Below are 12,638 nucleotides of genomic sequence, written 5' to 3' on the forward strand. Positions count from 1 at the left end.
GCACTTCGATGCCGTTGGCCCGTGAGGATCCACCTCCCGCCTCTGCTCTCACCGCTCCGGGTGGGACGCGTTCATTTCATTCTCCAGATCGGGTTCAACTATGCCTGTATTGAATGAATTGCGCGTAGAGCAGTTCCATCGTCGTGTTGCGCACGTCGCGATGAAGCGGTGAAGGCGGTGAGTAATTGATTGCGCGCAGCACCCAGTCGCGCGGCGCCGCGCCGACGTCGAGCGTGTTGATGCAGCCCGTCGCCTGCGCGAGATGGCCGAAGAACGTGCGGCCGCCCGCCGTGATCGCATGCGAGAGGATCGCGCGGTTCACTCCGCCGTGCAGCACGAGCAGCACCGTGTCCCACGACGTGTCTTCGCGCAGCGTTGCAAGCGCGGGCAGCACGCGGTCGAACAGTTCGCCGATCGTTTCGCCGCCCAGAAAGCGCGTGTCTGCAGGGACGATGCCGTCGAACACGCTCAGAAACGCGGTTTCGAGATCTTTCGCGGGAATGCCGCCGAGCCGGCCGCCGCGAATTTCCTGCAGCGCGGGCTCGATTTCCAGTTCGATCTGCTGACCGGTTTCGGCGAGCACGCGTTGCGCGGTTTCGACCGTGCGCGGCAGGCCGCTCACGATCACGCGGTCGAAGCGAACCTGCTGCTCCGCGAACACGCGGCCCGCGGCGCTCGCCTGTTCGCGGCCGTTCTCGTTGAGCGGCACGGTTTCGGGATCGATCGCGCGGCCGGTGGCGTCGAAATACGTGACGTCGCCGTGCCGCATCAGATAGATGCGGCGGCGCTTCGGCAACTGGAACGCGGCGTTTTGCGGTTCGTTCATTTGTAGACCGGTGGACGTTTTTCAAGGAACGCGGTGATGCCTTCAAGCGCATCGCCCTGATGCAGCGCGCAGACGAAGCTGTCGCGCTCGGCGGCAAGATGATCCGGCAGCGATTGCGTGCCGGCCGCGCCAATCAGCGACTTGATGCGCGTGATCGAATACGGCGAGATCCTGCCGAGGTCGTCGGCCCATGCGAGCGCCATGTCGCGCACCGCACCGGCTTTCGCCAGCTTGTTGACGACACCGAGTTCATGGAGTCGCGTCGCGATAACCGGCTTGCCTTCGAACAGCACTTCGGCCGCGATCTGGCGCGGCAGTGCCTGCGCGAGAAACCACGAGCCGCCGCCGTCCGGCGTCAGCCCGACGCGGGCGTACGACATCACGAATTTCGCCTCTTCGGCGGCGACGATCAGGTCACAGGCGAGCGCGAGCGAAAATCCCGCGCCGGCCGCCGCGCCTTCGACGGCGGCGATCACCGGCTTCGTCGACGAACGCAACGCGGCGATCCACTCGCCGAGCATGTCGATGCTTTGCGCCTGCACCGAAGGATCTTTCGCGCGATTTTCGAGTAGCCGGTTCAGGTTGCCGCCCGCGCAGAAGAACTGGTCCGCTCCGGTCAGCACGATCGCGCGGATCGACGGATCGCGCTCGGCCGTATCGATCGCCTCGATGCCGGCTGCGTACATGTCCGGATGCAATGCGTTGCGCGCGCCCGGATTCGACAGTGTCAGCACGAGCGTCGATTCGCTTTCGGCCGGGCGGGACGTGAGGAGTTCAGCGCTCATCGCGGGTCCTTTGCGTTGGTGTTGGCGCCTGTCTCGTCGGCGTCCGCGGCGTCGGTCTGTGTGAGCGGGAGGCCAAGCTGTGCGCGACGGGCAAGCCACGGCGACGGACGGTAGCGCGGATCTTCCAGCACGCTGAAGATATTGCGCAGGATCGTGAGGATCGCCTTCGCGCCGAGCGCGTCGCCGAGTGCGAGCGGTCCGCGTGGATAGCCGAGACCCAGTGTGACCGCCAGATCGATGTCGAGCGGCGACGCGATCTGCTTTTGCGCGATATCGCAGCCGATGTTGACGATGGTCGCGACCACGCGTTGCGCGACGAAGCCGGTCGAATCGCGGATCACGGTGACGGGAACGTTGTCGGAGGCGAAGAGCGCGTGACCGGCGTCGCGCGCGGCGCGCGTCGTCGCGGGCGTCGTCATCAGCGTGCGGCGTTGCGCGCCGGCGAGCGGAAACAGCGCATCGATCGCCACTACACGGCTTGCGTCGAGATTCTCGTCGACAGTGGCGGTAGTCGCGTCATGCCCGAACGGCGTCACGACGATCAGCGAATCCGCTGCGGGCGTTGCACCTTCGTCGAGCGTCACGCCGCTTTTCGCGACGATCTGCAGCACGGCTTCGCGCGCCTCGGGATAGCGGTTGCTGATCCATACGCGCTTCGGCAATTCCGTCGGCGCGGCGGCTTCGGCTTCGACCTGCTGCTTGCCGTCGATGTACTGATAAAAGCCTTCGCCCGTCTTGCGGCCGATCAGACCGCCCGCGAGGCGCGTGCCCGTGATCGGCGACGGCGTGAAGCGCGGCTCTTCGTAGAACTGGTGATAGATCGACTCCATCACCGGATGCGACACGTCGAGCGCTGTCAGGTCGAGCAGTTCGAACGGCCCGAGCCGGAAGCCCGCCTGTTCGCGCATGATACGGTCGATATCGACAAAACTCGCGACGCCTTCGCCCGCCACGCGCAGGCCCTCGGTATTCATCCCGCGTCCGGCGTGATTGACGATGAAGCCGGGCATGTCTTTCGCGCGCACCGGCGTGTGGCCCATGCGGCGCGCGAGGTTCATCAGCGCGTCGCCGGCGGCCGGATCGCCGCGCAGGCCGTCGATCACCTCGACGACCTTCATCAGCGGCACCGGATTGAAGAAGTGAAAGCCGACGACGCGCGACGGATCCTGGCAGCCCGCCGCGATCGAGGTGATCGACAGCGACGACGTGTTCGACGCCAGCACGCAGTTGCCGCCCACGACCGTTTCGAGTTCGCGAAACAGGGTGCGCTTGACGTCGAGCTTTTCGACGATCGCTTCGACGACGAGATCGCAACCCGCGAGGTCCGCGATTGCCGCCGCGCCTGTCACGCATGCGAGCGCGGCGGTCACGCGCGCCGGTTCGAGCTTGCCTTTGGCGGCAAGTTTTGCGAACGTGTCGGCAAGATAGTCGCGCGCCGCGCCGACGGCTTCGGGATTCGTGTCATAAAGACGCACGCTCAGGCCCGAGAGCGCCGCGATCTGCGCAATGCCGCGGCCCATTGCACCCGTGCCGACAATGCCGATAGTTTCGATGCTGAACTGACGAGAGGTCATGGTAAGGCTCGACTCCATGGTTGTTTTTAGAATAGCACGATCGTGCAAAATTTGAGATGATGGGTTAACACGGACTGCATGATCGTCGGCGATCTGTCAGACGCGGTTCCATCGATAAACAGAACAGGCCGGAAGGAGACACCCGATGATCAAATTGTGCGGTTTCGCGTTGTCCAACTATTACAGCAAGGTGAAATTCGTTCTGCTCGAACACGATATCCCGTTCGAGGAGGTGTTCGTGATGCCGGGCCGGGACGAAGCGTTCGTCGCGCATTCGCCGCTCGGCAAGGTGCCGTACATCCAGACCGAACACGGGGATCTGTGCGAGTCGCAGGCGATCGTTGAATATCTGGCTGCGCGCTATCCGGAGAAGGCGATTTTCTCCGCCGATCCGTGGATCGCCGCGAAAGAGCGCGAGATGATCTTCTTCGTCGATGTGCATCTCGAACTGACCGTGCGTAACCTGTACAAGCAGGCGTTTTTCGGCGGCACGGTCACCGACGCGACCAAAGGGCGCGTCGAGAAGCTGCTCACACATCATATCAGCGGTTTCAAACGCCTCGCGAAGCTCGCGCCGTACCTGCATGGCGAGCGTTTCAGCGTTTCCGATGCGGCTGGTTTCGTGAGTTTGCCGCTCGTCGGCATGGCGACGCAGGCGGTCTACGGCCGCGATTTTCTGGTCGATGCCGGGATCGACTGGAAAGCATACGTGAAGGCAGTGAACGAACGGCCCGCTGCGCAGCGCGTGACCGCCGACCGCAAGGCGTATGTCGAGGCGCAACGCAAGAAAGCGTGATCGCCGGGGGCGTAAGCGCGCGGTTGTACGTGAGCCGCGATGCGCCGAAGCAGGACACCCGCGCGACGATGAGGAATGTGGATTCATTCGCATCGTCGCGCGCGCCGGATCAAAGACGCGCCAGCCGTTCGAGCGCGGTGGCGAGCGTGCTGTCCTGCTTCGCGAAGCAGAAGCGCACGACGCCCGATTCATGCGGCGCGTGATAGAACGCCGACACGGGAATCGCCGCCACGCCGATTTCGCCGGTCAGCCATTGCGCGAATTCCGCTTCGGGCAGGTCGCTGATCGCCGAGTAATCGACGCACTGGAAGTACGTGCCTTCACACGGCAGTAGACGGAAGCGCGAATTCGCGAGACCCGCGCGGAAGAGGTCACGCTTCTTCTGATAGAACGCCGGCAGGTCGAGATACGGCGCCGGATCCTGCATGTAGCGCGCGAGGCCGAGCTGCATCGGCGTATTCACGGTGAACACGTTGAACTGGTGCACTTTGCGGAACTCCGCCGTCAATGCGGCAGGCGCCGCGACGTAGCCGATTTTCCAGCCCGTCACGTGATACGTCTTGCCGAAGCTCGATACAACGAAACTGCGCTGCGCGAGTTCCGGATAGCGCGCGACGCTTTCGTGCGGCGCGTCGTCGTAGACCATGTGTTCGTAGACTTCGTCCGAGAGAATCAGCACGTTGGTGCCGCGCACGATGTCTTCCAGCTTCTGCATGTCTTCCGCGCGCCAGACGGTGCCCGTCGGATTGTGCGGCGTGTTGATCAGCAGCAGACGCGTCCTCGGGGTGATCGCGGCCGCGAGCCTGTCGAACGGAATGGCGTAGTCGGGCGCGTCGAGCGTGACGAACACCGGCTTGCCGCCCGCGAGTTCGATCGACGGCAGATAGCTGTCATACGTCGGCTCGACGACGATCACTTCATCGCCCGGATGGACCGTGCACAGGATCGCGGTGAGCAACGCCTGCGTGGCGCCGGCCGTGACCGTGATTTCACTGTCGGCGTCGTAGCGGCGGCCGTACAGGTTTGCGATCTTGTCCGAGATCGCCTGACGTAGCGGCGCGAGGCCGGCCATCGGCGGATACTGGTTGTGGCCTTCGCGCATCGCATCGGTCACCGCATCCACGATGCGCGGATCGCAGTTGAAATCCGGAAAGCCCTGGCCGAGGTTCACGGCGCCTTTTTGCGCGGCGAGCGCGCTCATCACGGTGAAAATCGTCGTGCCGACGTTCGGCAGACGGGACGGGAAGGTCGGAGTCGTGGGCGTGATGTGTGTGGTGTGCGGTGCATTCATGGCGCGGTCTGGAGCATGGACGATGGGCGGTGGAGAGAACCTGGGCTGAAGGAATTCGTGCGCGATGCGCCGGTCAGGCTGGCGCCGGCGCTTCGGCGGCTGTCTTGTCCGGCAGCAGGCAGGCCGCGACGAATGGCGCCGGCTGCGCGATCCGGAACCCGAAATCGCGTGCGATACGCTTTGCAAGCTTCAGCACCGCGCGATCTTTTGAGACCAGCCAGTCGGCCTGCGCCGCGTGCGCGAGTTCAAGAAACTTCTGGTCGTCGCGATCCTTGCACTTCGGCAGCGGACGGGCGTCTTCGGCGGGCGTGGGCGGTGCGACCTGCCGGCAGAGGCGCGCGAGCGTATCGAGCGCCGCGGCCTTGTCGATCTCGCGCCGCGCGAACTGGGGATAATCGAGCACGTACGTGAGCTCAGCGAGACAGCGCGCGTCGATCAGCGCTTTCAGCGCGCCGCTTTCGAGCGCCGCGCGGATCGGGCGGGTGTGAGGGTCGTCGAACACGAGGATGTCGATCCATACATTCGAATCGAGCACGACGAGAGGGACATCGCGGAGCGCCCCGCGTGAGGCATCGGAACCGTGCATTCGTTACAATCGTGGTTTCGTCTTTGACCGTCAGGCACGGCGTGCCTGTAAGCCTCTATGATAATCGTTCTGTCGCCGGCCAAATCGCTCGACTACGAAACACCCCCGCACGTCAAAAAGCACACGATCCCCGATTTTGTCGATGACGCCGCCGAACTGATCGGCGGATTGCGGCGCCTGTCGCCGCAGCAGATCGCCACGCTGATGGACATTTCCGATCCGCTCGCGCGCCTGAACTTCCAGCGCTACGCTGACTGGTCGGAAAAATTCGACACACGTAACGCGAAACAGGCTGTGCTCGCGTTCAACGGCGACGTGTACGAAGGTTTCGACGCGAAGTCGCTCTCCGCCGCCGATCTCGACTACGCGCAAAAGCATGTGCGCGTGCTGTCGGGGCTGTATGGGCTGCTGCGTCCGCTCGACCTGTTGCAGCCGTATCGGCTGGAAATGGGCACCCGTTTCGAGAACGCGCGGGGCAAGGATCTGTACGCATTCTGGGGCGAGCGCATCACGCAGGGGCTGAACGCCCAGTTGAAGAAGAACGCGGGTGCGGCGCGGATTCTGGTGAACTGCGCATCGACCGAGTACTTCAGGTCCGTCAGGCCCAAGCTGCTCGATGCGCCGGTGATCACACCCGTATTCGAAGACTGGAAGGGCGGCCGCTACAAGATCATCAGCTTCCATGCGAAACGCGCGCGCGGCCTGATGGCGCGTTACGCGGTCGAGAACCGCCTCGATGCGCCGGAAGCGCTGAAGGGCTTCGACGCGGAAGGCTACGCGTTCGACGCCGATGCATCGAACGATTCCACCTACGTATTTCGCCGGCGCATCGCGCAGTAAGCGCGACGCCGTATCCGACGCATATCACGCACGACAGGCAGGGCGACACCATGACGATTTCGATTACCAGTAACTTCGACGCGGGCGCGATCGAGGTCGTGTCCTGTGCGCAGCCGGACGACATCCGTCTGCGCGTGCGACGCGACAGTCACGCAGAGTTCGCGCAATGGTTTTACTTCCGGCTCGCGGGCGCGGCGGGCGAACGCTGCGTGATGACCTTCGAGAACGCCCACGAATGCGCGTTCGCCGAAGGCTGGCGCGGCTACAACGCGATGGCGAGCTACGACCGCGTGAACTGGTTCCGCGTGCCGACGTCGTACGACGGCCGCATGCTGACGATCGACCACACACCCGACTTCGACAGCATCCACTATGCGTATTTCGAGCCGTATAGCGAGGAGCGTCATTCGGAATTTCTTGGTGCGGTGCAACAGATGCCACACGCGACGCTGACCGAACTCGGCCAGACGGTCGAAGGCCGGCCGATGTCGCTGCTCACGCTCGGCACGCCGGATCTCGCCGAAGACGGCACGCTCAGGCCGAAGAAGAAAATCTGGATCATCGCGCGTCAGCATCCGGGCGAGACGATGGCGGAGTGGTTCGTCGAGGGCCTTGTCAAACGTCTGGCCGGCTGGGGCGACTGGGCTGGCGATCCGGTCGCGCGCCGGCTCTATGAGCACGCGGTGTTTCACATCGTGCCCAACATGAATCCGGATGGCAGCGTGCACGGCAACCTGCGCACGAACGCCGCTGGCGCTAATCTGAATCGCGAATGGATGGAGCCGGACGCCGCGCGCAGCCCCGAAGTGCTGCTCGTGCGCGACGCGATTCACGCGACGGGCTGCGACCTGTTCTTCGATATCCACGGCGACGAAGCGCTACCGTACGTGTTCGTGGCGGGCTCGGAAATGCTGCCGGGGTTCACTGAGAAGCAGGGCGAGGAACAGCGGGCCTTTATCGAAGCGTTCAAGCAGGCGAGCCCGGACTTTCAGGACAAGTACGGCTATGAGTCGAGCAAGTATCGGCAGGACGCACTGAAGCTCGCATCGAAGTACATTGGCAACGAATTCGGTTGCCTGTCGCTGACGCTGGAGATGCCCTTCAAGGACAACGCGAATTTGCCTGACGAGAGGGTGGGCTGGAACGGCGAGCGCAGCGCGTCGCTGGGTGCCGCGATGCTCCACACGATCCTGCGGCATGTCGAGACGTTCGCGTGATCTTTAAGCGGATGTGAGACCGGCGTCAGGCGAAGCGGCGAGGTCAACTCGGGTCTGGTGCTTGTCGGCCAGGGCACAGGTCGGGTCGCCTCCGGTTGGACAAAAAAGCGGGGAACGCGCCATGCACGCGTTCCCCGCTTTTTTGTTTTGCCCGGCATTGAACGCCCGCGTACGACTGACCGCGGACGCGACAATCTGAAGGCGCCCGCTTAATGCGATTTTTTCTTCGCTGACGATTTCGATGTGGGCTTGCCAGTCGATTTTCCCGTTGCGGCCGAAACCTTACCGGTCGATTTCTTGCCCGATGAATGCTTGCCTTTCGAGCCTTTCTTCTTGTGGCTGCCCGACGGGGCACTGCGTGCTCTCGCCGGCGGCACCGGGTCGTTCCAGCTGAACGCCAGCATCTGGGTGCCCATATAGCCACAGCGGAACTTGAGGTCCATCGGCGACCCACTGCCGCTTTGCGGTACACCGAGACCCTCGACGGTCACGATGCTGTCGACCTTGACGCGCTGCTTGCCTTCGTCGAACGAGTCGTTCCACGGAGTGATCGAAGAGTGCGCGCTGTCGAAGGAACTGGGTGGGAATTCGACGTGATCGAAGGCTGTCGAGGTACTGGCGACAAAATTGGCGTGCGCGGCGCAGTCCGCGACGAGCGGGTCGGCATGCAGGTCATGGACGAATCTGTTGACGAGTTCGTTATGCTGTTCGAGCTGATCGGCGGAGGCGGGCGCTGTGTACACGAGCATGGAGCCCGCTACAATCGCCGCGAACCGGCCGACCAACCGCAGCAATCGGCGCGGTGCGTTGGTGCGATCCATCTATCAAGACTTATAAAACATCAGGCACGTAAGATGCCTCGTGGGTGAGAGGAGTTCAATACTGACACAAAATATTTGATGCGTTCTGCTGGAAATGCCGGAGCGACGGGATGGATACAAGGCATGGCGACTCCATGCCGTCAGTTCGTTACCGGTTCGATCGTTGTCGCGAAACGATACGTGCGATGACTTCGATGGCTCGTGCGTAGGGCCCCATTCAGATCACGCAGGTCGGTCGGCTTGATGCGACCGCGCGCGGTCACACTTTTTCGCGAGGTATTCGCTTGCCCCGAGTTTCAGATGCGGGGTCCGCCGAGGCGATAGCGACGCACGTCGTACGTCGTGACCCAGGCGGGCCGATAAACGGCGATCAGTGCCGTGGACATGCCGGTGAACCACGCTTCGCCCGAAGCGAGCAGAAGGACGCTGAACATGTAACCCACGGGTACGACGGTCATCGACCGGTCGGCCAGCACAACATGCGATGCCACCGCGGCTATCGCGGCGACGGTCACCGCGATAGCGGGTGAGACGAAGCCCTGACCCAGGATGAAGACGAACAGGTTGCGCGGCAACCATTTGACGATCGCCCGTTGCAGAATCGCAGAAATCGCGACTGGCAACGCGCCGAATATCAGGAAGGTGAGGGCGATACCTTGCCAGGGCGCGTCGAAGATCACAGCGGCGATACCCGTGATCGCAGCCATCGCGATTAGCGCGAGCGCCCAGTCAAAGAGCGTGACGACGAGTGTGGCGCCAAGCAGGTGCATGACGGTGCCGTCGTCGAGCCATGCGTTGCTCGCCCAGAGCACCGACACCGCAACGATCAAGGCGAGCCAGACATGCTGCAAGGTGGCGTCCTGAAGACGCTTGAAAGGGTTTTTCCATAGCGCAAGCGCAAGCAGGCCGGCAGTGGCGATCCAGCCACCGACAGCGACCCAGAACGGCAGCGGTGTATAGAGGAAACCCATAATCTCATATTACTCCTGGAAGTCGAAACGGGTGAGCGGAATCCGTGCCAGCCGCGCTGGTGGGGCGTGCGCGCGTCCGGTTCACGTTGCGCCGGCGGGTTCTTTACATGTCGCAATCAGGCTCGCCGACGGCCGTTGAGTCGTATCTGCATGTGTGGGTGCCGATGCCGGCGCTGTGGTTCGACGACTTCGATCAGGCACACGTGACTGAGGTGGTTTTTTTGGCCGATGTTGCGACTGAGCGACGCCATCTGACGTTGCCTGACAAGCCTGGCCTGAAGAACTCTGCCTGGCATCTGCGCATGCCGGGTGCGAAAGGTGTGGGCAGATCGGTCGCGGTCGTCACTTGCCGGTTGCGGCGGCCGGATCGCCGAACGGGATGACGGGCTCAGCGGCTGCCGCGAGGGCGCCGCCGCCATCGTTCGCGGGTAACGGATATCTGAATCGTTGGCCTGGAGGCCGCCGCAGCGGCACGACGCCTTGCTGGCCGGGCACGCCTCGCGGCGCGCTTTCGTGATCCGGGCGTAGCACCTGGAGCTGGGCAGCGAGCCAGCCGTTATAGATCGCGACGGCGGCGGCCCGATTGGGTGCGCCGAGTTGCTGGAAGATACTGGCGAGATGAATCTTGACCGTACCTTCACTGATGCCGAGCGTGCGCGCGATCATCTTGTTGGTGCTGCCCATGTGCACGCAGCGCATGATCTGCTCCTGACGCGGCGACAGTCCGTTCGACAGACGCATTCGCCGGGGCCGCGGAAGCGACACTTCCCGGCGGCGAACCGGCACTTCGGACACGACTCGCGGCGACTCGAGCGCGAGTGCGCCGGCCGGCACGTAGTGACCACCCAGCAACACGATTTCAAACGCCCGGACAATCAGGCGATGGTCCATCCGGCGCGGAATCACGCCGAGCGCACCTTCGTCGATCAGCGCGCGGACGATGGACGGAGACGCGTCGTCGGTCAGTACGGCGACTGGCACCGTGGGATGCGCCGCGAAGAGCGCACGGGCGTCGGCAATGCGCATCCCGTTTTCCCAGTCTATGACCAGCAGATCCGGGTTCAGGCGGCGCAACGTCCGGTCTGCCTGACGCCAGTCATGCGCCTCACTGAAACGTGCCTGCCGGTCAATCTGCCTCAGCAGGGCCTTGAGCCCTTCGCGCCGCTCGGCTTCCGGGTTGAATACGGTAAAACGCATGCGTTGCCTCCTCCAGATGAATCGGTCGAGGTGGCGCGATGCGCACGCACGGGTCGGCAGGTGCCGGACGCGCTGTGATGCGCCACCGGTCCCATGATGACAAATTCCATCCTGCCGGACTGCCTGTCCGAAAGGCATAGGATGCGTACTAAGAAAAAGCCCCGCGCGCGGCGGGGCTGTCAGAATCCGACGATGCCTGTCAGTGAAAATGAGGTTGTGCGGGCTCGGCGTCTTCAGGCATTTCCGCATGTACGATCTCGCCAAGCGGATCTGCATAGAGCGGTACGCCACAGTCGTCGCAGTATTCCGGCTCGAAACGTCCGGCGTGCCGTCGGACTTCCGTAATACCGGTTTCCTTCAGCAGTGCGACGATTTCTTCCAGCGGACCGTCGTTTGGAGCGGCTTCCTGCGGTTCCTCGTCGATACCCGGTTCGCCGTTCTCGCGGCCATAGAGTGGCCACACGACGCCATAGATCACGTCGTTGCTGCCGCGCCGGGTAAAGCCGACGCGATATTCGTCGATGTGTTGCTCACCGAATCCGGCGACGACCGCCCGCAATTCCTGGGGCGCAGCGCCAATTGTGTCGAAGAGATAGCGGACGGCCGTACGGACGGTGTGCGGACGCACGCGTTCATCCGCGTCGCGGCACGCTGAGTAGTAAGCGTCTGGCAGCAGGCATTCGAATTCACAACCTGGCAGGATGAGCGACAGGTTGGCACCACCTTGCGTCGCCCATTGTTCGAGACACTGACCGCGCTCGATGCGGCTGCCATGTTCTTCTTCCTGCCAGCGAAACACCGGCGCGCCGACCGGCGCAATGACGACAGCGAGCAGGAATCTCGGGTCGGCGAGGATCGGCGACGTCTCGGGCAACTCCCCAAGATTGAGTTTCGCGCTGTGACCGCTGACCGCTGTTTGCGCGAGCTGCTGTGCCACACGCCAGGTTTCGACGTGGTGACGCGGCAACTGGTCGATGCTGTACAGGAACGGCGCCATCGCGACGCGCGTGTCGGCCGCCAGCACATGTGCCTGCAGATGTGCGCGCAGTGCATCGGCCGCATCGCCCTTGAGCGGGCCCGACGGAATCGCGTATCGCGTCCAGGCGAGAACCGGTGCGGCGATCAGCAGCGCTTCGTGCGGCGTGCCGCCGAAATCGATCTGGAATGACTCGCTATGCGTTTCCGCCATGTCGGCGAGCGCACCATATGCATCCGGGTGATTTTGCTGCAGATGATCGAGGGCGGCGTCCAGCGTCGTCTGATTGCCATTGCGGACGATTCTGGCCAGCAGCGCATCGAGCTTCGCTTCCCAGAAGCGGTCTTCGGTGCGGCTGCCCGACGCGAACAGCGCGAGCGAGAGACCGACAAGTTTGTCGGCATCAGGAGGGAGACGTTTGGCGATTCGCGAGCGCATAAATCCGGAAGGTTTGGGGTGCACAGAGCCCTACATTCTATTCTTTTCTGCGCGCGGACATCTTTTGCGTGGGGGTGACCGGAAGATATAGGTCGGGTGCCCGTATTAAAGGATGGACGGGCAGATGGCATCTATGTCTATGTAATGCACGAAATGATGTAAGCGGAAACCTGGTTGCCAGGAGAGACAGGCACGCGGACCGGTGTCTGCCGGACCGCGCCCGTCGCTGTTTTTCCGTCGCCTTGATGTTCTCAAAAATAACGCTTGCCAGGCATGGAGGAGGTGGCTAGAATCTCGATCTTTCGCGCTTTCGGCAAGGG

Annotated in this window: 12 protein-coding genes; 3 read left to right on the forward strand and 9 right to left on the reverse strand. The window is 63.2% G+C overall.

The annotated features are described in order from the left end of the window. Window positions 1–94 precede the first annotated feature (94 nt). Genes LPA34_RS26420 through LPA34_RS26430 form a run of 3 tightly spaced genes read right to left on the reverse strand, consistent with a single transcriptional unit; the run spans window position 95 to window position 3,185 of the window. Window positions 95–826 carry a histidine phosphatase family protein gene (locus LPA34_RS26420; protein WP_228984015.1) on the reverse strand — a complete coding sequence of 244 codons (732 nt, stop codon included), beginning with the start codon at window positions 824–826 and terminating at the stop codon, window positions 95–97. Continuing rightward, window positions 823–1,611 (reverse strand): oxepin-CoA hydrolase, alternative type, encoded by a 789-nt coding sequence (locus LPA34_RS26425; RefSeq protein ID WP_228984016.1) that lies wholly within the window; start codon window positions 1,609–1,611, stop codon window positions 823–825. Before LPA34_RS26425 ends, LPA34_RS26420 begins: the two co-directional genes overlap by 4 nt. Continuing rightward, window positions 1,608–3,185 carry a 3-hydroxyacyl-CoA dehydrogenase gene (locus tag LPA34_RS26430; RefSeq protein ID WP_228984020.1) on the reverse strand — a complete coding sequence of 526 codons (1,578 nt, stop codon included), beginning with the start codon at window positions 3,183–3,185 and terminating at the stop codon, window positions 1,608–1,610. The genes LPA34_RS26425 and LPA34_RS26430 overlap by 4 nt, the downstream gene beginning before the upstream one ends. 145 nt (window positions 3,186–3,330) lie before the next feature. On the opposite strand from LPA34_RS26430, the gene LPA34_RS26435 reads away from it, so the two are divergent. Further along, window positions 3,331–3,981, forward strand: coding sequence for a glutathione S-transferase family protein (locus LPA34_RS26435; RefSeq protein ID WP_228984023.1), 651 nt, complete (start codon window positions 3,331–3,333; stop codon window positions 3,979–3,981). 109 nt (window positions 3,982–4,090) lie between these two features. Here the strand turns inward: LPA34_RS26435 and LPA34_RS26440 are convergent, their stop codons facing one another. Continuing rightward, window positions 4,091–5,272, reverse strand: a complete 1,182-nt coding sequence (locus LPA34_RS26440; RefSeq protein WP_228984025.1) for a pyridoxal phosphate-dependent aminotransferase — start codon at window positions 5,270–5,272, stop codon at window positions 4,091–4,093. Between the two features lie 73 nt (window positions 5,273–5,345). After that, window positions 5,346–5,858, reverse strand: a complete 513-nt coding sequence (locus LPA34_RS26445; RefSeq protein ID WP_228984026.1) for a putative toxin-antitoxin system toxin component, PIN family — start codon at window positions 5,856–5,858, stop codon at window positions 5,346–5,348. Window positions 5,859–5,915: 57 nt separating this feature from the next. On the opposite strand from LPA34_RS26445, the gene yaaA reads away from it, so the two are divergent. Then, entirely contained in the window at window positions 5,916–6,698 is a 783-nt protein-coding gene (gene yaaA / locus LPA34_RS26450) for a peroxide stress protein YaaA (protein WP_228984029.1), read from the forward strand. A gap of 50 nt (window positions 6,699–6,748) precedes the next feature. Next, entirely contained in the window at window positions 6,749–7,915 is a 1,167-nt protein-coding gene (locus tag LPA34_RS26455; protein ID WP_228984031.1) for a M14 family metallopeptidase, read from the forward strand. A 209-nt stretch (window positions 7,916–8,124) separates the two neighbouring features. On the opposite strand, the gene LPA34_RS26460 is transcribed toward LPA34_RS26455, so the two are convergent. From LPA34_RS26460 to LPA34_RS26475, 4 genes are all read right to left on the reverse strand, one after another. Next, the gene (locus LPA34_RS26460) at window positions 8,125–8,736 is read right to left on the reverse strand and encodes a BspC domain-containing protein (RefSeq protein WP_228984032.1); all 612 of its coding nucleotides are present in this window, start codon (window positions 8,734–8,736) and stop codon (window positions 8,125–8,127) included. 296 nt (window positions 8,737–9,032) lie between these two features. Then, window positions 9,033–9,707, reverse strand: a complete 675-nt coding sequence (locus LPA34_RS26465; protein WP_228984034.1) for an energy-coupling factor ABC transporter permease — start codon at window positions 9,705–9,707, stop codon at window positions 9,033–9,035. A 342-nt stretch (window positions 9,708–10,049) separates the two neighbouring features. Then, complete coding sequence (locus LPA34_RS26470) at window positions 10,050–10,904, reverse strand: response regulator transcription factor (RefSeq protein WP_228984036.1); 855 nt, start codon at window positions 10,902–10,904, stop codon at window positions 10,050–10,052. Between the two features lie 199 nt (window positions 10,905–11,103). Then, on the reverse strand, window positions 11,104–12,318 hold the full coding sequence (locus LPA34_RS26475) for a DUF2863 family protein (protein ID WP_228984038.1): 1,215 nt from the start codon (window positions 12,316–12,318) through the stop codon (window positions 11,104–11,106). Window positions 12,319–12,638: the final 320 nt, after the last annotated feature.

This window comes from Paraburkholderia gardini (assembly GCF_907164575.1).
Lineage (GTDB): Bacteria > Pseudomonadota > Gammaproteobacteria > Burkholderiales > Burkholderiaceae > Paraburkholderia > Paraburkholderia gardini.